This window comes from Nesterenkonia sp. (assembly GCF_029265375.1).
GTDB lineage: Bacteria > Actinomycetota > Actinomycetes > Actinomycetales > Micrococcaceae > Nesterenkonia.
In genome coordinates this window covers 125,119-144,181 of the sequence record NZ_JAJUJJ010000004.1, presented here as the reverse complement: position 1 = coordinate 144,181, position 19,063 = coordinate 125,119, and the positions used below count along the sequence as shown (strand labels likewise).

The following is a 19,063-nucleotide window of genomic DNA, read 5'->3' as shown; positions in this document are numbered from 1 at the left end:
GAAGGGTCGCCCCTTCCTGCCTGTGGGCTTAGGCAGCTGATCAGCAATCAGCTCCCACTGAGCATCAGAGAGCACCTGGAAACGTGACATGCCTCCAGGCTTCCAGCTGGTCCCTCACATATTTCTCAGACACGCCCTAGTGCCGCCCCCCGTGCCGGCCCGACCCGGTCGGCGGAATGGTGCGCCGGGACATAGAGTTGGCATGAATGGACCGATCGCCGCAACGAAAGGACGCACCCCATGGCTGAGCGTGTTGACTTCTGGTTCGACCCCATCTGCCCCTTCGCCTTCGCCACCTCCCGGTGGATCCTGGAGGTCGAGAAGGTGCGCGATATTGAGACCCACTGGAATGTGATGAGCCTCGGGGTGCTCAACGAGGACAAGAACCCGGCTCCCACCGAGGACGAGGATGTGCTGGCCCGCTGGATCCCGGCGCGGACCTCCACTGCGGTCAGCGAGACCGCCCCGGAGAAGCTGGGAGACTTCTACACCGCAGTAGGCACCGAGATCCACGTGCACGGCCACCGCGACTTCGAGGCCGCATCCCGCCGGGCCCTGGCCGAGGTGGGACTGGACGAGTCCCTGGTGGAAAAGGCCAAGACCGACACATTCGACGAGGCCATGCGCCGCTCCCATGAGGAAGGCATTTCCCAGGTGGGCCAAGACGTGGGAACCCCCATCGTCGCCTTCGCAGGAACGGCGTTCTTCGGGCCGGTCATCACCCGCATTCCCACCGGGGAGCAGGCGGGGAAGATCTTCGACGGCGCCGTGGCGATGGCTGAGTATCCCTACTTCTTCGAGCTCAAGCGCAGCCGGACCGAGCGCCCCGTCTTCGACTGAAGCGCAGTCCGTGCGGCCGTGGCCGGAGGCTTCGACCAGGCGGCGGCCGCACGGTTCTCAGCCGCGGCGGATGACTTTGTGCTGAGCCGCCTGCGCCACCGGACGCACCACAATCTGATCCAGGTTGACGTGGTGCGGCAGGGTCACCGCGTGGGTGATGATCTCGGCGATGTCCTCGGCCAGCAGCGGCTTGTCCACCCCGGCGTAGACCTTCTCCGCCGCGGCGGCGTCTCCGCGCAGACGCTTGGCGGAGAACTCGTCGGTCTTGACCATCCCCGGCAGCACTTCGACCACGCGCACATTGTGCTCTGCCTCTTCCAGCCGCAGCGCACCGGTGAGCCCGTGCTGCCCGAACTTCGCGGCGTTGTAGCCGCCGCCGCCCTCATAGCTGACGATCCCGGCGGTGGAGGTCACATTCAGGATGGTGCCTTCCCCGTGCTCACGCAGCATCGGCAGGAAGGCCTGGATCATGTTCAGCGTACCCATCACGTTGACCTCGAACATCCACCGCCAGTCCTCCTGCCGCCCCTCGGCCACCGGGTCTACGCCCAGAGCCCCGCCGGCGTTGTTGATCAGCGTGTCGATGCCGCCGGCCTCGGCGACCTGCTGGACTGCCTGGGCCACCTGCTCGGTGTCTGTGACATCACAGACCACAGGGATGATCCCCTCATGCTCAGCCAGATGCTCCAGCCGCTCGGCACGCCGGGCCACAGCGAAGACCTGCCAGCCTTCTGAGGTCAGGCGCTGGGCGGTGGCGGCGCCGATGCCGGAGGAGGCGCCGGTGACCAGGGCCCGGCGCGCAGCGGGGGAGTGGGATGCAGGATCGTGGTTCATACCTCTAAGGGTAGTGAGATTCCGCTCACAGGTGGTGCCCGTGACAGAAAATCTTCTGAACTGATCGGATCCTCACAGGCCGACGTCGTCGCCGGGGATGGTCTGGGGTCATGACACAATGGCACGCATGGCCGAAAACACCGTGGGCACAGACGCGCCCGAACAGTCCCGTCCCGTCACCCCCAACGTTCCCGAGAAGCCGGCGCTGGAGGGCCTGGAGGACAAGCTCAACGCCGCGTGGCAGGCCGAGCGCCTCTACCACTTCGACGAGTCGGCCTCCCGCGATGAGGTGTACTCCATCGACACCCCGCCGCCGACCGCCTCGGGATCGCTGCACGTGGGGCATATGTTCTCCTACACCCAGACGGACGTGATGGCCCGCTTCCAGCGGATGTGCGGGAAGAAGGTCTTCTACCCGCTGGGCTGGGATGACAACGGCCTGCCCACTGAGCGGCGCGTGCAGAACTACTACGGCGTGCGCTGCGACCCCTCGCAGCCCTACGACCCGGACTACACCCCGCCGGCCAAACCGGCGAAGAACCAGCGCGACTGGGACGCGATCAGCCGGCGGAACTTCATCGAGCTGTGCGAGAAGCTCACCGTGGAGGATGAGAAGGTCTTCGAGGATCTGTTCACCCGGCTGGGACTCTCGGTGGACTGGCGGCAGACCTACCGCACCATCGACGACGACTCGCGCGCGGCCTCCCAGCGCGCATTCCTGCGGGATGTGCGCTCCGGCAATGCCTACACCGCAGACGCCCCCACCCTGTGGGACATCACCTTCCGCACCGCCGTGGCCCAGGCCGAGCTGGAAGCCAAGGAGCGCCCCGGCGCCTACTACCGCTATCCCTTCACCACCGCTGCAGGTGAGAAGGTGTTCATCGAGACCACCAGGCCCGAGCTGCTTCCGGCCTGCGTGGCGCTGGTGGCCCATCCCGAGGATGAGCGCTACCAGCACCTGTTCGGCCAGACAGTGACCTCCCCGCTGTTCTCCGTGGAGGTGGAGGTCAAAGCACACCAGCTGGCCGACCCGGAGAAGGGCTCGGGCATCGCGATGATCTGCACCTTCGGCGATATGACCGATGTGACCTGGTGGCGCGAGCTGCAGCTGCCCACCCGGGCGCTCATCGGCCGCGACGGCCGGTTCGCACGCGAGACCCCCGAATGGATCACTGACGAGGCCGGCCGGCAGCACTATCAGCAGCTGGCGGGCAAGACCGTGCACTCCGCCAAGGAAGCGGTGGTGGAGCTGCTGCGCCAGCAGGATCTGCTCGACGGCGAGCCCACGCAGATCACCCACGCGGTGCACTTCTACGAGAAGGGTGACAAGCCCCTGGAAGTGGTCACCTCCCGCCAGTGGTACATCCGCAACGGGGGGCGCGACGCCGGCCGCCGCGAGGAGCTCATCGGCCGGGGCAGGCAGATCGACTGGCACCCCAGCTTCATGCGCTCCCGGTATGAGAACTGGGTGGAGGGCCTCAACGGGGACTGGCTGATCTCCCGCCAGCGCTTCTTCGGCGTGCCGATCCCGGTGTGGTACCGCCTGGACGAGGACGGCAACCCGGACTATGAGGAGCCGATCCTGCCAGAGGAGCACCAGCTGCCGGTGGACCCCTCCTCAGATCCCGCCCCGGGATACTCGGAGGAGCTGCGTGGGGTCCCCGGGGGATTCATCGGCGAACAGGATGTCCTGGACACCTGGGCGACCTCCTCACTGACTCCGCAGATCGCCGGCCGGTGGGAGCGGGACAACGAGTTCTTCACCCGCGTCTTCCCCTACGATCTGCGGCCCCAGGGCCACGACATCATCCGCACCTGGCTCTTCGCCACCGTGGTGCGCGCCCACTCGCTGCACGAGTCGGTGCCGTGGACCAACGCCGCCATCAGCGGCTGGATTCTGGATCCGGACCGGAAGAAGATGTCCAAGTCCAAGGGCAATGTGGTGGTTCCCGACGACGTCCTGGATCGCTTCGGCACCGACGCGGTCCGCTACTGGGCTGCCAGCGCAAAGCTGGGTGCGGACACCGCCTTCGAAGAGGCACAGATGAAGATCGGCCGCCGCCTGGCCATCAAGCTGCTGAACGCCTCGAAGTTCGCGCTCAACCTGGGGGTGACTGAGGCCCATGTGCTCAGCGGCGACGACGTTTCGGTGCTGACCGAGCCGCTGGACCGTGCTCTGCTGAGCCGGCTGGCCACCGTGGTGGAGCAGGCCACCGAGCACTTCGCAGCCTATGACTACGCGCGGGCGCTGCAGGTGACCGAGAGCTTCTTCTGGTCGTTCACCGACGACTACGTGGAGCTGGTCAAGGACCGCGCCTATGGCGCTCGCGGTGAGCAGGCTCAGGCTTCGGTGCTGGCCGCATTGGCGACCACTCTGGACAAGGTCCTGCGCCTCTTCGCCCCGATCCTGCCGTTCGCCACAGATGAGGTGTGGCGCTGGTGGCGTACCGGCTCAGTGCACGGTCAGGCGTGGCCACAGGCAGAAGACCTGGGCGGGATCGACGGCGACCCAGCCCTGCTCGATGCCGTGGGGGAGGCGCTGTCCGGACTGCGGCGGGCCAAATCAGATGCCAAGGTCAAGCAGCGCACTGAGATCCTCAGCGCCCGGATCGCCGGACCGGCCCAGGCGGTGGAGCACATCGCCTCCGCCCAGCAGGATGTGCAGGCGGCCACTAAGGCCCGCAGCCTCGAGCTGGTCAGCGGTGAGGGCGCGGAGGAGATCACCGTCACCGACGTCGAGCTCGCCGACCCCGAACAGGTCTGAGTCAGTCCTCGTGGTCCTGCTGCACTCGGCGGACCTCGAGGACGCCGTCGAGCTCGCTGAGCCTGCGGAACAGGTCGTCGTCGGCGTTGCGCTGATGGCGGGTGAAGCGCATTGTCGCCTCCACCACCGGCCCTTCGGCAGACTCCTGCCGCTTGGTCTGTGACAGTGCTGACTCGTACCCCGAATCGCTGGCCTCGCCCAGAATGTCGCGCAGCACGCCGCGGCCGTCGGTGTAGCGCACCGTGTACAGCCGGGACTGTCCTTGCTGCGGCAGCCGGCGGACCAGCCAGGTGATCACTGTGACCGCCAGCAGGTACAGCACAGTGGTCAGCGCGGCGATCACCGGCATCCCGGCCCCGCAGGCCATCCCCACCGCCGCGGTGACCCAGATGCTGGCCGCAGTGGTCAGCCCGGAGATGATGTTCTGCCGCACAAAGATGACTCCGGCGCCGATGAAGCCGATGCCTGAGACGATCTGCGCAGCGATGCGGGACGGGTCCAAGATGACGTCATCGCCGATCAGATGGGCGAACCCGTAGGCGGAGACCAGGGTGAACAGTGCCGAGCCGGTGCCCACCAGAATATGGGTGCGCGTCCCGGCGGACTTCTGCCGAATCTCCCGCTCCACACCGATCACACCGGAGAGCACGAAGGCGCAGACCAGCAGCACCGCCTCGGTCAAAAGAGAGGCCGGGAACAGCTCGATCTCCATTCCTCCCAGGTTAGGGACCCTGCCTTGGCCCGAGCTGGAGGTGGCCGACCCGCCGACATTGCTACACTTTCATCAGCAGCGTTGACCCGGCCATCACCGGTGAGCTTCCGGAAGAACGGACCATCCAGGTCTCAGTAGAACCGGACGGGTAAGCCCGTCACAGCAGTCATGAAGAGGTCCGCGCACTCCGTGGGCAAGCAAGGTGGTACCGCGTCACCCCGCACAGCGGGTCAGACGTCCTTGCGGCCGAAGCACCACACCAGGACTGCCACGAGGATGAATCTCCATGACTGATCACCCCTCCACGGGCCCGCAGCAGAACCAGCCGGTCTACCCCCGCGCCACCACCGCCGCCTCGCGTGCAGTCCCGGCGTCGGTGAGCTTCCCGCAGATCGAAGAGCAGGTGCTCAAGCACTGGGAGGCCGACGGCACCTTCCAGGCCTCCATCGAGCAGCGGGACACCAGCCGCGGCGCCGAGGAGTTCGTCTTCTACGACGGCCCGCCCTTCGCCAACGGGCTGCCCCACTACGGGCACCTGCTCACCGGGTACGTGAAGGATCTGGTCCCGCGGTACCAGACCATGCGGGGCAAGCGCGTGGAGCGCCGCTTCGGGTGGGACACCCACGGTCTGCCTGCCGAGCTGAGCGCCATGAAGGAGCTCGGCATGACGGATAAGGCCGAGATCGAATCCCTGGGCATCGAGCACTTCAATGACGCCTGCCGGGCCAACGTGCTGAAGTTCACCAAGGAGTGGGAGGCCTACGTCTCCCGGCAGGCCCGCTGGGTGGACTTCGAAAACGACTACAAGACCCTGAACGTGGAGTTCATGGAGTCGGTCATCTGGGCATTCAAGCAGCTTTACGACAAGGGCCTGACCTACCAGGGCTTCCGGGTGCTTCCCTACTGCTGGAAGGACGAGACCCCGCTGTCCAACCACGAGCTGCGCATGGACGACGAGGTCTACAAGGACCGGCAGGACCCGTCAGTGACTGTCACATTCCCGGTCACCGGGGGAGGCCAGCTCGGAGAGCAGCTGGCCGGGGTGAACCTGCTGGCGTGGACCACCACACCCTGGACCCTGCCCACCAACTTCTCTGTGGCTGTTGGGCCCGACGTCGACTACGCGGTGGTGCAGGCCCCCGAGGACGGGCCGCTTCCGGGCCGGCATATGCTCGCCGCCGAGCTGGTGCCCGCCTACGCGAAGGACCTGGGCTTCACCGACAGCGACGAGGCCACCGCAGCTGAGGCAGCCGAGGCCGCTGTGGTCTCCCGCCACCGCGGACGAGACCTGGCAGGTCTTCGCTATCAGCCGCTGTGGGACTACTACGCCGACGTCGAGCAGTGGGGCACCCAGCATGCCTGGCAGGTGGTGGTGGAGGACTACATCACCACCACCGACGGCACCGGGCTGGTGCATCAGGCCTCCGCCTATGGTGAAGAGGACCAGCGGTCCTCCGAGGAGAACGGGATTCCGGTGATCCTCTCGGTGGACGCGGCAGGGAAATTCCTCCCCATGTTCGCCGAACCCACCCCCTCCGGCCAGACGCCCCTGGCAGAGATCGCCGGGGTCCAGGCCTTTGAAGCCAACCGCGCCATCATCCAGCGCCTGGCCGCTGACGGCCGCCTGGTGCGTGAGAAGTCCTACGTGCACTCCTACCCGCACTGCTGGCGCTGCCGCACCCCATTGATGTACAAGGCGGTGACCAGCTGGTACGTGGCCGTAACCGAGTTCAAGGACCGGATGGTCGAGCTGAACGAGCAGATCAACTGGATCCCGGAGAACGTCAAGCACGGGCAGTTCGGCAAATGGCTGGAGAACGCGCGCGACTGGTCCATCTCCCGGAACCGCTACTGGGGCAGCCCCATCCCGGTGTGGGTCTCCGACGACCCGAACTATCCGCGCACCGAGGTCTACGGCTCCCTGGAGGAGCTGAAGGAGGCCTTCGGCGACTATCCGCGCAACGCCGCCGGCGAACCGGACCTGCACCGGCCCTGGATCGACCAGCTGACCCGGCCCAACCCGGATGACCCGACGGGCAAGTCCACCATGCGTCGGGTGGAGGACGTCCTGGACGTCTGGTTCGACTCCGGCTCCATGCAGTTCGCCCAGGTGCACTACCCGTTCGAGAACCGCGAATGGTTCGAGGACCACCATCCGGCGGACTTCATCGTCGAATACATCGGGCAGACCCGCGGCTGGTTCTACACCATGCACATCCTGGCCACCGCCCTGTTCGACCGCCCAGCATTCACCAACGTCATCAGCCACGGCATCGTGCTGGGATCCGACGGGCAGAAGATGTCCAAGTCACTGCAGAACTACCCCGACGTCAACGAGGTCTTCGACCGGGACGGCTCCGATGCGATGCGCTGGTTCCTGATGTCCAGCCCCATTCTGCGCGGCGGGAACCTCATCGTCACCGAGGAAGGCATCCGCGAAGGCGTGCGGCAGGTGCTGCTGCCGATGTGGAACGCCTGGCACTTCTTCGCCCTCTACGCCAACACCGCCCGCCGCGGAGCCGGGTATCAGGCAAAGACGGTCACCAGCGACGACGAGCGGCTCACACCACTGGACCACTACATCCTGGCCGCCACAGGTGATCTGGTGCGTGAGGTCACCGCCGCCCTCGACGAGTTCTCCGTCGCAGGTGCCTGCGAGGCTCTGCGCCGCTACGCCGAGACCCTGACCAACTGGTATATCCGCCGATCCCGGCAGCGGTTCTACGACGAGGACTTCACCGCCTACGATGTGCTCTACACCGCTCTGGAGACCTTCACCCGCGTGGCGGCGCCTCTGCTGCCGCTGGTGAGCGAGGAGGTCTGGCGCGGACTCACCGGTGGACGCAGCGTCCACCTGGCCGACTGGCCTGATCCAGCTGACTACGTCAAGGACGAGCGGGCTGTGGAACTGATGGAGCTCACCCGCCGGATCGCCTCCGCCGGCTCCGCGCTGCGCAAGCAGGCCAAACGCCGGGTGCGCCAGCCGCTGGCCCGGCTCACCGTGGTCGTGCCGCAGGCCCGGGCGCTGGCTGGAACCTATGAGCAGATCATCGCTGATGAGCTCAACATCAAGCACGTGGACCTGCGGGAAGCGGACGAGACCGACGCCGCCTCCTGGGGGATCGGCCAGCAGCTGGTGGTCAACGCCCGCGCAGCCGGACCGCGACTGGGCAAAGACGTGCAGCAGGCGATCAAGGGAGCCAAATCCGGGGACTGGAGCGTCTCCGACGGGCAGGTCACTGCAGGCGGACTGGAGCTGCAGGAGGGCGAATACACCCTGACCACCACGGTCTCCGAGGAGCTGACGGATACTGCAGTCACCGTGCTCGACGACGCCGGGACCTCCGGCGGCTTCCTAGTGCTGGACACCTCGCTGACCGAGGAGCTCATCGCCGAAGGCACCGCACGCGATGTGATCCGCAGCATTCAGGCAGCCCGCAAGGAGGCAGACCTGCACGTCTCCGACAGGATCTCCACTACGGTGACCGCCTCCCCGGAGACTATCGCAGCCGTGGAGGCCCACGCCGACCTGGTCAAAGCCGAGACGCTGAGCAGCGAACTGCACCTGCTGCAGGGCGAGACCTCCGAAGAGACCCGTATCAGCGTCGAAGCAGTGGAGACCGCCCGTGCCTGAGCAGCAGCCGATCGACCAGTACTCTGTGGCCAGCATCTACGCTGAGATGCTCTCCCGGGCCCCGGAGAATGACATGCGCCCGCGCATCGAGCCGATGCGCATGGCCATGGACATCCTGGGCGACCCGCATGGGGCCGCCAAAGTCATCCAGGTGGCGGGAACCAACGGGAAGACCTCCACCGCTCGGATGATCGAGGCCGGGCTGCTGGCTCATGACCTGCGGGTCGGGCGCTACACCTCCCCCCACATGGGGCGAGTCACCGAGCGGATCTCAGTGGACGGACGGCCGGTCTCTGACGAGACCTTCGTGCGGATCTGGGACGAGATCCGGCCCCATATCGGGATCGTAGACGAACAGCTGGCCCGCCAGGGGGAGCAGCCCCTGACGCTGTTCGAGCTGCTGACGGTGCTGGCCTTCTCGATCTTCGCCGATGAGCCGGTGGACGTGATGGTGCTCGAAACCGGCCTCGGCGGCTCCTGGGACGCCACCAATGTGGCCGAATCCCAGGTGCAGGTCATCACCCCGATCAGCCTGGACCACACAGAGATGCTCGGTGACACCGAGGCGCAGATCGCGAAGGAGAAGGCCGGGATCATCAACCCAGGCGGATTCCTGATCTCCGCTGCGCAGGTGCCCGAAGCCGCAGATGAGCTGCTGGCCGCCGCCCGCGAGGCCGGGGTGCCCTTCCGGTTCGAAGGCGTGGAGTTCGGCGTGGCCGAACGGCTGCCCGGCGTGGGCGGACAGCAGATCAGCGTCCAGGGGCTCGCTGGCAAGTACCCGGACCTGCTGCTGCCCCTGCACGGCGCGCACCAGGCGGAGAACTTCGCTCTGGCCACAGCCGCCTTGGAAGCGTTCATCGGCGGGGGAGAGCAGCAGCTGCAGATGGAGAACCTGCGACTGGCCTGCGAACACATCACCTCCCCCGGACGTCTGGAGACCCTGCGCACCGGCCCTGCCATCATCGTCGACGCCGCCCACAACCCCGCGGGCCTTCAGGCCAGCGCCCTGGCCGTCAAGGAGAGCTTCGGGCTGACTCAGCTGGTGCTCGTCGTCGGGATCCTTCAGGAGAAGGACGCCCAGCAGATGCTGCACACCTTTTTCGAGCAGTACCACTCGCTGGTCAGCGACATCTGCCTCACCCAGTCCACCTCTGCGCGGGCGATTCCCCCGGATCAGCTGGCAGAGATGGCTCTGAACGCCGGTTTCCGCGAGGACACCGTGCACACCGCATCCCGGTGCGACGAAGCCATCGACTGGGCGGTGGGACGCATCGACGAGGAGGACCAGACAGCCACCGGAGGCATCCTGATCACCGGCTCGGTCACGCTGGTGGGGGAGGCCCGCGCACTGCTGGGGGCCGAGGACACCGGCATCGGCGGCGCCCCAGAAGCCGGGGCAGGATGATGGCCGCCCGCAGACCTCGGCGCCAGACCCGCGCCCAGCGCGAATGGCGGCCCGGACAGACCAGACCTCCTCGCTCGGTGAAGGCTCTCTTCGCCTCCACAGTGCTGTGCCTGGAGGCTGCGCTGATGTTCTTCTTCGCACTGGCCGCCTGGGGGCTGAACCAGAACCAGCCCTATGTCTGGTGGGTCTTCGCCGGCTTGTGTCTGCTGGCGGTGGTGATGGTGGGCACCTGCGCGGTGCTGCACACCCGCATCGGCTATCCGTTGGGCTGGGCCCTGCAGGTGCTGATGACCGGCAGCTTCGTGGCAGTCGCGGTGATCTCCAGCCAGGGACTGATCGTGCCGCTGGCGCTGATCCCGGGCCTGGGCTTCGCCGCCTGCTGGTGGTACGCGGTGAGCAGGGGCGCACAGATCGACCGCGAAAAGATGAAAAGATACAGGCTGGAAGAAGAACTCGACCGCGCTGCCCAGCAGCGCAGCGGCCCGCCGGCTGAGCCTGAGCGCCCCAGCGGGACCGACAACAGTGAGGAGCAGACTTCATGAGCGAACGCACCCTGGTGCTGATCAAGCCCGACGGCGTCCAGCGCGGACTCACCGGTGAGATCCTGCGGCGCATCGAGGCCAAGGGCTACACCATCGCTGAGCTGACAATGACTACTGCCACCGAGCAGCAGCTGGCCGCTCACTACGCCGAGCATGAGGGAAAGCCCTTCTACCGGCCCCTGGTGGACTTCATGCTCTCCGGCCCGCTGGTCGCCGCCGTGGTGGAGGGTAACCGGGTGATTGAAGGTTTCCGCTCCCTGGCCGGATCCACTGAACCCACCACGGCCGCCCCGGGCACAATCCGCGGCGATCTGGGACGCGACTGGGGCGAGCAGGTGCAGAAGAACCTGGTGCACGGCTCCGACTCACCGGAGTCTGCCGCCCGGGAGATCGAGATCTGGTTCGGCTGAGCCTGCCGGCGCAGCCAGAGGGCACTACCGGGCGCGGCTGACCTTGGTCGGCCGCGTTCCCGGGGTGAACTCCACCTGCACCGGGGAGAGCTTCAGCAGCGTGCGGTCGTAGACGATCTGGGCCGAGCGCATCCGGTCATTGGACTTGTGATCGGTGTACTCCTGGTACTGGGCGCAGACCCACTCAGGGTCGCCGTCGGCCAGCAGCCGCCCCTGCTCAATCCAGATCACCCGGGTGCACATCTGTTTGATGGTCCCCAGGGAGTGGGAGACCAGGAAGACGCAGCCGGCTTGGGCCCGCACCTCGTCCAGGCGCTTCTTGGTCCGCGCGCGGAACTGCGCGTCTCCGGTGTTCAGCGCCTCATCGATGAGCAGGATATCCGGGTCGACAGCCGTGGCAATGGCGAACTGCAGCCGCGAGGCCATTCCGGAGGAATAGGCCTTCAGCGGCATGTCCAGGGCATCAGCCAGCCCGGAGATCTCCACGATCATGTCGAAGCGTTCCTCAGTCTCCTTCGGCGACAGGCCCATCGCCAGGCAACCCAGCTTGATGTTCTCCCGACCGGAGATCTGCCGCACCAGAGCGGCGTTGACGCCCAGCATCACCGGGGTGGAGGTGGCATAGACCTCCCCGGAGCTGGGCCGGATCTTACCGGTGAGCAGCTTCATCAGAGTTGACTTGCCCGAGCCGTTGGTTCCGATCACCCCGACCGTCTCGCCGCGGTTGACCACAAAGCTGACCTCTTCCAGCGCGGGGATCTCCGCCCATCCGGACCCCAGCACGCGCTGGACATGCCGGCCCACACGCTTCTGCGACTTCAGGTGCTCGGTGGAGGACCGCACACGGTAGATCTTGGAGACTCCGTCGACGGCGACCGCCACACTGCCGGGGTCCACTGTCTCCACCACCGGCGAGCTCTGGGTCAGCGGCTGGTCGTCCCAGGCGATCTCTTCGATCTCGTCGAATCCGTAGCCGTCGTCGAGGATCTCCGGGTCGACGTCGAGCCCATCTGCGGTCTTGGTCCCGCCGGCAGCAAGCCAGTTGGCGCGCCGAGGAGTGTAGTGGGAGGTGGAGGTGCTCATGACTGGCTGATCACCGCTCCCGTCCGTAGGTCTCTTCGCCCTGCCAGAAGACGATGAAGCCGACGGCCAGGCCGCCGAAGGCCCACGCCGCCAGCACGATCCAGCGGTAGGGGTCGGCGAAGCCATCGTAGATCCAGGCGTGGCGGATGATGTCCAGCACGCAGAAGGCGGGGTTGTGGTACATCAGCCACATGATCCAGTCGTGCCCGCGGTCTGCGAAACGATCCACCCCGAAGATGACCGCTGAGGTATAGAACCAGATGCGGGTGCCGATGGAGACCAGGTTCTTGACATCGTTGTAGGCGTTGACCAGCCGGGCCATGATCAGCCCAAGACCCGCCATAAACAGCAGGGCCAAGAAGATCGCAGGGAAGAACAGCAGCCAGTGCCAGCTCAGCGTGATCGGTTCACGTACCATGTCACCGATCTGCAGATCGCCGAGGAAGTAGACCAGGATGGCCATCACCACGAAGGTCGGCACTGTGGCGAAGAGTTCCCGGACGGTGGAGGAGATCGGCAGCACCGCGCGCGGGAAATTGAACGCTTGGACCACGTTCTGATTGCCGGCGATGGAATTGGACGCGCTGGTCACCGAGGCTTGGATGAACCGGAAGGTGAACACGCCGATGATCAGGTACCCGATGAAGTTGGTGATGCCGCGGTGGGTCTCCAGGATGTAGCCGAACACGGTCAGGTACACCAGGGCCTGCAGGATCGGGTTCATCACCATCCAGAACCGGCCCAGGTTGTCCATTGAGTTCTGCGAGGACGTCCGGGAGTGCGAATCGTAGATGAGGAAGTGGCGGAAGGACCACATATCGCGCAGGTACTGGCCCAGCGGGGGACGTGCGCCCACCCGGGCCAGCTTGCTGCCGTCCATCTGGACGACCCGCTGCGCCCCGACAGTGAAGCTGGGCGCGGTGCGCTCGGTGGCTGGTGCAGCCATGGGGTGCCTCTCCTCCTTGCAGATATGCCGCGGCGGCGGGCCGCCGGGCAAAGCGCGGCCCAGTCTATCAGCGCCCCCTCAGGAGCTGGGTGTCACCGGTCCCCGGCGGGCCGAGGCAGCGGGCGCTGGTTGATGCCCAGTTGGGTGGTCAGTCGTCCTCACCGCTGCCTGCGGACGGAGCCATCGCGGCAGGCAGAGTAACCCGCTCCCAGTGCTCTGCCCGCAGGCGGATCAGTTCCGCCAGGGCGAGCGCGACCGGGCGGGGGCTGCCGAAGGCGGGATAACGATGCATCAGCAGGCTCGCCCACGCATCAGTGTCGAGCACCACGGCACCTTCGGCAGAGGAGAGCTCGGGAGTCAGCAGGTCGACGGCGGCCGCGGCCAGCCCGGGGACTGACTCGGCGGCTCCGACGGCCAGCTGCTTCAACTCCTCGCACACGATGTCCGTGGCATCGTAGGGGAGGCCGCCGCGGTGCAAGCCGCCGTCGTCGCTGAGCACGTGCAGTGTTCCGTCGGCCGGCACGTCGCTCAGTCGCGGTGCCCTGCGGCTCAGCAGTTCAGCGGAGATCTCCGGCAGCGTCCTCCGCAGCAGCACGTGCTGCTGCCGGTGAGCGAAACTGGCCTCCAGCAGCTGATCCACAGTGGAGACCCCGTCTCCGACCACAAACAGCGGCACACGCACTGCGGCGGCAGCAACTCGTGAGCCCACCACAAAGATCCGCAGCGGCAATGCGTCGTGGAACGGCTCCAGCAGTATCTGATGAGTCGGATCAGAACCGGCCGGTCGCGCCTCGGTCGCCTGCTTCCACGCCTCTGGAAAGTCTTCTTCGGTGAGGTGAAGAGTGACTCCCTGCCCGTGCCGTGCGGCATCGGGGCGAAGCACCCAGTCCTGTCCCGGCTGCCGGACGATGACCAGGGCGTCGTCGCGCTGGTCGCTGCTGAAACTGTGGTACTCCGGGACCGGAAGCCCGGCAGCCTCCATATACTGCCGGGTCAGCCACTTGGAGGTGCACGCCTCCGCTGCCTGGGAGCTCACCAGCGAAGTCAGCCGTCCATACTGGCCTCCGGCTATCTTGCCGTTGTACAGATATGCGGCCCAGTGCTCCGGAAAGCGGTGAGTGCGAACTCTGCTGCGGGTCAGCGCCGCAGGCACGGCGTGACTGTGCACACGGAGCCGCTCAAAGGTATTCATCTCGTCCCAGACCGGCAGCACCTTTTCGGTGATGAAACGGCCGATGGGCCGTTCGGCATCAGAGGACGCAGGTGTTTCGGGCATGGAGCCAGCTTAATAGGGCACAGGCGAGTCAGCGGCGGGCGCGGCTGGCGCGCCGGTAGGCGGGTGCAGCGCTAGAGTGGCGTGTGATGAGCCCACAGAGAAGTCTCCGCCGCACCGCCGGGGCGCTGCGCCGCAGAGTCACCGGTGCGGATCTGGCTTCGATGCGGGACCAGATCAATGAGCTCGCCGGCGAGGTCAGCACCCTCTCTGCTCAGCTGCAGCAGTTGGGGGGAGAGGCGGTGACATCAGTGGACGTCGCGATCCTCTCCGACTTTAGACTTCCCGGCGGAACCACGGCCTCCATCGCCGAGGAAGTCCGGGCTCAGGCGGCTGCGGGATTAAGCACTGCGCTTATCCACGTCAACAGCGCAGCGACTTCCACTGCAGTGGGCTTCAGCCGGCACATTCGGAAGGTTCTGGACCTACCCGCTGTGCACGTCGTCTCCGCCCGCGCCCAGCTGCACGCAACGCTGCTGGTCATCCGCCACCCCCGAGTCATCGAGACCACCGGCTCCGGGCTGCCTGGCCTGAAGGCGGAGAACGCAGTGGTGGTGGCCAACCACCCGGCCTTGGACGCGGCCGGCGTGCGGCACTACGACGTCGAAGCAGCCGATCGCCGGGTCCGGCGCCTCACCGGTCTTCAGCCCGTATGGGCCCCCATCAGCCCAGTGGTGCGCAACAGCCTGCACCAGCAGACCGACCGAATCCGCACCAACGCCGATGACTGGGTCAATATCTTCGGCCGTCCGATCGAGATCACCCCACGGACCGGCTTCGTCGCTGACGTGCCGGTGATCGGGCGGCACTCCCGGCCGCAGAAGGAGAAATGGCCAGCCTCAGCCGAGGACATCCTGGCCGCCTATCCGGACACCGACGAACTGGCAGTGGAGATACTCGGCGGCGCCGAGGTGCCCGCACAGATCCTGGGCCGCATACCGGAGAGCTGGAACGTCCAACCCTTCGGGGCAGAGGCCCCAGAAGACTTCCTGGAACGGATCGACTTCTGGGTCTATATGCACCACCCCCAGTGGCGCGAAGCATTCGGCCGGGCAGCTATGGAAGCGCTCGCCGCCGGCTGCGTGGTAATCCTTCCGCCCTATCTGGAAGAGATCTACGGCCAGGCAGCGATCTACAGCCAGCCGGCCGGTATCACCGAACTCGTCCACCAGCTCTGGGCGTCCCCGGAGCACTTCCTTGAGCAGTCCCGCCGCGGACAGAGCTTTGCCGCTGAGCACGGACCTCAGCGGCACCTGCAGCGCCTCACCAGCTTGGGAGTGAGTCTGCCGTGAGTGCACCCACAGCCGCCTGGGGAGCCCTGGGCAGGATCGGACCGAACCAGCGGCAGCGTCTGCAGCAAATGACAGCGCTGGCAGCCTCCGAAGGCGTCCATCCCGCCACCAAACTGGACACCGACCAGGCGGCTCTCTACGGGACCGGTATCCGACGCAGCAGCAGCCAACCGCATCAGATGGCCGCGGCGTGGAACGCGGCCGGGCATGTGGAAACCTCCACCTTGAGCAGGCCCTGGCCGCAGACAGCCCAGGAGGCCGATGCCTGCGGACTGCGCATCGAAGGTGGTCACGCCCCGGCAGTGCTGCACGCCGGGGTATCCGGAACCCAAGTGCTCTACATCCACATCACAGAGCACGCCGTCTTCTTCGCCACCCGGCTGCACTGGTTGGCCGCCACCGGGGGAGATCTGACTCCTGACTGGCAGGCTTGGGCGGAGATACTCGCCTTCGGCGCACCGCTTCAGGGACGCACGACTTTTACGGAGCTTCAGCGGCTGATGCCGATGCAGTACATCCAGGCCGGCTCCGGAGAAATCCGCCGCGGAGAGCAGCACTGGCCCTGGGAAGACTACCTGCCCAAGCCGGGGGCCCAAACCTCCGAAGCAACGGAGACGGCCGTGGAAGCTATGGCCGCGCTGATGCGCCCGCACCTGCGGCAGGGACCGGCGAATCCGATGCTCTCCGGAGGCCGGGACTCCCGAATGCTGACTGCCCTGGCGCTGCGGGAGTCCGCCGAGCCCGAGCAGGTGACCGCCTGGACCACCAGCTCGGACACCGGTTCCGCCATGGAGGAACTGGTGGGAGCCAGGACCGCGCAGGCGTTGGGCGTGCGTCAGCGCCTCATCACCGGCTCCTACGGGGGATTCGGGCAGGACTTCCTGGACTACGCCGACGCTGTGGACTACCAAGCTTCCTTCCACGTCTGGCTCACTCCCGCAGCGCGCGAGCTCGCTCAGCACCCCGGCGCCATCTTCGACGGCATCGGCGGGGGAGTGTTCCTCGGCGGCGGATTCGCAGATCCTGACGATGCCGGCAGTCTCAGTGACCGGGAGCTCATCGGCGCACGGATCGCAGCGCGCAGCCGGTATCTGACCGCTGCGCCGAAAGTCCTTTCCCCGCAGGTCGGCCACGCGATCTCTGCCGCCGCCCGCACTGGCGCGGCTGGTCCTGCCGAGCGCTATCTTCACCACCCCAATGGGCACACCCTGACGGCCTACCTGATCCGCACTGTCCCGGGGATCTCCTTAGCACCGGCGCGGGTGCTGGGCCGAGCGCAGCCCACAGCGATGCCGATGGTCAGCGACACGGTGGTCCGGGCAGCGTTGGAGCTTCCCCTCGAGGCCAAGGCCGACGGCGCCTGGTATCCAGAGCTGCTGGCAGCTGCGGATCCGCGGTTGGACGGGATGCCTACTGCCGATGACCTCATCGGAACCCACCACCGAAGGCGGCGGATCGCCAGCCGGGAGGGAGCAGCCTGGCTTGCCGCCCGGGTGCGCAGCAGCGAGGTGCGTCATCTGTTGAGCAGCGTGCTGGCCGAGGCAGATCCGGCAGTTCCTGGCGGCCTGGCAGTCTGGCAGCGCGCACTGAGCACTACCCGGCCTCAGCACCTGCTGCGCGGACTGGCGCTGCTCGCCCAGTGGCTGGAGGTTTACGGGTCCCAGCTGACTGAGGATGACCCCCGAAGGATCGCCGATGCCGGATAAGCCGCTGGAAACCACCTGGCTCGGTACCCGGGTCAAACCCGCTGTCCGCCGAGGACGCCGGGGTGCCCGGCGCCTGCTGCGCACGGCGCGGAGCCGCATCCGCCCCCGCATAGCAGCACTTGGCCCGAATCCGCTGGCGCTCGGATCCCTCGTCGTCGCAGCCCCGCAGGATGTGGCTGGAGGCGCAGCCCGGCTGGACGCGCTGGTGGTCACCACCGAGTCCTGCGGCCAGGGAGAGAGCATCGCAGCCGATGCCCTGGAGGTGCTCATCGAGGCGGAGCGAGCCAGCGTGCCCATAGTACTGGTGGTCACCGCGACGCATCAGCTGGGACATCCCCTGGCTGCCGTCGCCAGCCACTTGGTGACCCTCAACCCCGAGTGCGCCGCTGAGATCAGAGAATTCGCAGGAGCGGAGCGGACTGCCCTCATCGGCTCCGACGAGTCTGCCGCTGCGCAGCTGAGGAATGTATTGGACTTGACCCAGGCACGGCTGGGAAGCCGCTAGATGTAGGAGGGCTGGACATTGGTGACACTGACCCGAAGCCGTGAGGCTGGCGGATTGCCTCCTGCTCCGCTATGTGGGCGGTGGTAGTTGTAGTGGATGTTCCAGACTGCGATCGCCGCTGACCTGGCCTCCTCGCTGGTGAACTCGCGCGCGTAGATGACTTCCTCGGCCAGGATGCGCTGATACCGCTCTACCTTCCCGTTGTGGCGCGGGGTGTAGGGCTTGGTCTTCTGGTGCCGAGACTGGCTGCCGACGATGCGGGCGAAATCGCCAGATCGATAGCAGGCACCGTTGTCGGTGACGACACGGTGGATGTGGGTGATCCCATGAGCTGCGAACCAGACCTTCGCTCGGGCGAGGAACGCCGCCGCGGTTGTGCCCTTCTCGTCGGCGAGGGGTTCGGTGTAGGCGAGTCGGGAGAAGCCATCGACGGCCGAGTGCAGGTAGACGTAGCCGCGTTTGGCTCCAGCCGTCTTTGCCCGGTTGGCGGCCTTCGCCTGGCCGCTGTCGCGGCCGTGGATGCGCCACCCGCCACCATCGGGGATCCGGCCGACTTTCTTCACGTCGAGGTGGACCATGTGCCCGGGCCAGCGAGCGGTGATCTTGCCGGGCTTGCGGCTGTTCTCGCCGCTTGGGTCGATGAACCTGCGCTTGCCGAGGCCGAGTCGGGTGAGGTGGCGGGTGACGGTCCGGCGGTTGATCGCGAACCCGAGGGCAACGAGTTCGTCGGTGATCCTCTGTGCGGACCACTTGTGCTCGCGACGCCAGGTCTCGATCTGCTCGATGACCCATGCGGGCGTCGAGTTCGGACTCCGGTGCGGCGTCGAGGGACGGTCCTGCAGTCCGGCATCGCCATGGCGTCGCCAGCGGTCGACCCATTTCGACACGCAGGCACGTGAGATGCCCATTTCGGCGGCGACGTGAGCGATCGGACGGGTGCGGCAGCGTTCGATCAGGCGTCGACGTCCTTCGATGCTGAGGGGTGAGTTGGCATGTGTCATCGTGGCTTCCTTCTTGGTGGCTGCCGGGCGGGCAAGCGCAGCAGGTATGAGGGCTCGGGTCGGAGGCTCCACCCGAACCAGGCACTCAGGGGCCGTGGGTGCGTCCTCGGCCCGAG

Annotated in this window: 15 protein-coding genes and 1 pseudogene; 9 read left to right on the top strand and 7 right to left on the bottom strand. The window is 66.7% G+C overall.

Annotation, left to right across the window (positions count from 1 at the left end):
• Window positions 1-90, bottom strand: a pseudogene (locus Q1K09_RS03110) (IS5/IS1182 family transposase); the annotation flags it as partial.
• 150 nt (window positions 91-240) lie between these two features.
• Here Q1K09_RS03110 and Q1K09_RS03105 point away from each other — a divergent pair.
• A complete protein-coding gene (locus Q1K09_RS03105) occupies window positions 241-840 on the top strand; it encodes a disulfide bond formation protein DsbA (RefSeq protein WP_300343126.1) in 600 nt (199 codons plus the stop codon).
• A gap of 57 nt (window positions 841-897) precedes the next feature.
• On the opposite strand, the gene Q1K09_RS03100 is transcribed toward Q1K09_RS03105, so the two are convergent.
• A complete protein-coding gene (locus tag Q1K09_RS03100) occupies window positions 898-1,674 on the bottom strand; it encodes an SDR family oxidoreductase (RefSeq protein WP_300343124.1) in 777 nt (258 codons plus the stop codon).
• Between the two features lie 127 nt (window positions 1,675-1,801).
• Between Q1K09_RS03100 and valS the strand changes: the two genes are divergently transcribed.
• Window positions 1,802-4,438, top strand: a complete 2,637-nt coding sequence (gene valS, locus Q1K09_RS03095; protein WP_300343122.1) for a valine--tRNA ligase — start codon at window positions 1,802-1,804, stop codon at window positions 4,436-4,438.
• A 1-nt stretch (window position 4,439) separates the two neighbouring features.
• On the opposite strand, the gene Q1K09_RS03090 is transcribed toward valS, so the two are convergent.
• Window positions 4,440-5,150, bottom strand: a complete 711-nt coding sequence (locus tag Q1K09_RS03090) for an MgtC/SapB family protein (RefSeq protein ID WP_300343120.1) — start codon at window positions 5,148-5,150, stop codon at window positions 4,440-4,442.
• 286 nt (window positions 5,151-5,436) lie between these two features.
• Between Q1K09_RS03090 and ileS the strand changes: the two genes are divergently transcribed.
• From ileS to ndk, 4 genes are all read left to right on the top strand, one after another.
• Window positions 5,437-8,784, top strand: coding sequence for an isoleucine--tRNA ligase (gene ileS, locus Q1K09_RS03085; RefSeq protein ID WP_300343118.1), 3,348 nt, complete (start codon window positions 5,437-5,439; stop codon window positions 8,782-8,784).
• A 46-nt stretch (window positions 8,785-8,830) separates the two neighbouring features.
• A complete protein-coding gene (locus tag Q1K09_RS03080; RefSeq protein WP_300343143.1) occupies window positions 8,831-10,189 on the top strand; it encodes a folylpolyglutamate synthase/dihydrofolate synthase family protein in 1,359 nt (452 codons plus the stop codon).
• Between the two features lie 77 nt (window positions 10,190-10,266).
• Complete coding sequence (locus tag Q1K09_RS03075; RefSeq protein ID WP_300343116.1) at window positions 10,267-10,731, top strand: DUF4233 domain-containing protein; 465 nt, start codon at window positions 10,267-10,269, stop codon at window positions 10,729-10,731.
• Window positions 10,728-11,141, top strand: coding sequence for a nucleoside-diphosphate kinase (gene ndk / locus Q1K09_RS03070; RefSeq protein WP_300343114.1), 414 nt, complete (start codon window positions 10,728-10,730; stop codon window positions 11,139-11,141). The genes Q1K09_RS03075 and ndk overlap by 4 nt, the downstream gene beginning before the upstream one ends.
• A 24-nt stretch (window positions 11,142-11,165) precedes the next feature.
• Here the strand turns inward: ndk and Q1K09_RS03065 are convergent, their stop codons facing one another.
• The 3 genes from Q1K09_RS03065 to Q1K09_RS03055 form a co-directional block, all read right to left on the bottom strand.
• A complete protein-coding gene (locus Q1K09_RS03065) occupies window positions 11,166-12,224 on the bottom strand; it encodes an ATP-binding cassette domain-containing protein (protein ID WP_300343113.1) in 1,059 nt (352 codons plus the stop codon).
• A gap of 10 nt (window positions 12,225-12,234) precedes the next feature.
• Complete coding sequence (locus tag Q1K09_RS03060; RefSeq protein WP_300343112.1) at window positions 12,235-13,170, bottom strand: ABC transporter permease; 936 nt, start codon at window positions 13,168-13,170, stop codon at window positions 12,235-12,237.
• Between the two features lie 148 nt (window positions 13,171-13,318).
• Complete coding sequence (locus tag Q1K09_RS03055) at window positions 13,319-14,446, bottom strand: hypothetical protein (RefSeq protein WP_300343110.1); 1,128 nt, start codon at window positions 14,444-14,446, stop codon at window positions 13,319-13,321.
• Window positions 14,447-14,532: 86 nt separating this feature from the next.
• On the opposite strand from Q1K09_RS03055, the gene Q1K09_RS03050 reads away from it, so the two are divergent.
• Genes Q1K09_RS03050 through Q1K09_RS03040 form a run of 3 tightly spaced genes read left to right on the top strand, consistent with a single transcriptional unit; the run spans window position 14,533 to window position 17,946 of the window.
• A complete protein-coding gene (locus Q1K09_RS03050; protein ID WP_300343108.1) occupies window positions 14,533-15,735 on the top strand; it encodes a hypothetical protein in 1,203 nt (400 codons plus the stop codon).
• Window positions 15,732-17,441, top strand: a complete 1,710-nt coding sequence (locus Q1K09_RS03045) for a hypothetical protein (RefSeq protein ID WP_300343106.1) — start codon at window positions 15,732-15,734, stop codon at window positions 17,439-17,441. The genes Q1K09_RS03050 and Q1K09_RS03045 overlap by 4 nt, the downstream gene beginning before the upstream one ends.
• Window positions 17,431-17,946: a hypothetical protein gene (locus Q1K09_RS03040; RefSeq protein WP_300343104.1), complete on the top strand. Its 516-nt coding sequence runs from the start codon at window positions 17,431-17,433 to the stop codon at window positions 17,944-17,946. Before Q1K09_RS03045 ends, Q1K09_RS03040 begins: the two co-directional genes overlap by 11 nt.
• Here the strand turns inward: Q1K09_RS03040 and Q1K09_RS03035 are convergent.
• Window positions 17,943-18,947 (bottom strand): IS481 family transposase, encoded by a 1,005-nt coding sequence (locus Q1K09_RS03035; protein WP_300343103.1) that lies wholly within the window; start codon window positions 18,945-18,947, stop codon window positions 17,943-17,945. The two genes, Q1K09_RS03040 and Q1K09_RS03035, sit on opposite strands and share 4 nt — an antisense overlap.
• Between the last annotated feature and the right edge of the window lie 116 nt (window positions 18,948-19,063).

Coding starts and splice junctions, on each gene's coding strand:
- Q1K09_RS03040 (WP_300343104.1), top strand. CDS start 17,431: ATGCCGGATAAGCCGCTGGAAACCACCTGGCTCGGTACCCGGGTCAAA.
- Q1K09_RS03105 (WP_300343126.1), top strand. CDS start 241: ATGGCTGAGCGTGTTGACTTCTGGTTCGACCCCATCTGCCCCTTCGCC.
- ndk (WP_300343114.1), top strand. CDS start 10,728: ATGAGCGAACGCACCCTGGTGCTGATCAAGCCCGACGGCGTCCAGCGC.
- ileS (WP_300343118.1), top strand. CDS start 5,437: ATGACTGATCACCCCTCCACGGGCCCGCAGCAGAACCAGCCGGTCTAC.
- Q1K09_RS03090 (WP_300343120.1), bottom strand. CDS start 5,150: ATGGAGATCGAGCTGTTCCCGGCCTCTCTTTTGACCGAGGCGGTGCTG.
- Q1K09_RS03055 (WP_300343110.1), bottom strand. CDS start 14,446: ATGCCCGAAACACCTGCGTCCTCTGATGCCGAACGGCCCATCGGCCGT.
- Q1K09_RS03080 (WP_300343143.1), top strand. CDS start 8,831: ATGCTCTCCCGGGCCCCGGAGAATGACATGCGCCCGCGCATCGAGCCG.
- Q1K09_RS03050 (WP_300343108.1), top strand. CDS start 14,533: ATGAGCCCACAGAGAAGTCTCCGCCGCACCGCCGGGGCGCTGCGCCGC.
- Q1K09_RS03065 (WP_300343113.1), bottom strand. CDS start 12,224: ATGAGCACCTCCACCTCCCACTACACTCCTCGGCGCGCCAACTGGCTT.
- valS (WP_300343122.1), top strand. CDS start 1,802: ATGGCCGAAAACACCGTGGGCACAGACGCGCCCGAACAGTCCCGTCCC.
- Q1K09_RS03060 (WP_300343112.1), bottom strand. CDS start 13,170: ATGGCTGCACCAGCCACCGAGCGCACCGCGCCCAGCTTCACTGTCGGG.
- Q1K09_RS03100 (WP_300343124.1), bottom strand. CDS start 1,674: ATGAACCACGATCCTGCATCCCACTCCCCCGCTGCGCGCCGGGCCCTG.
- Q1K09_RS03035 (WP_300343103.1), bottom strand. CDS start 18,947: ATGACACATGCCAACTCACCCCTCAGCATCGAAGGACGTCGACGCCTG.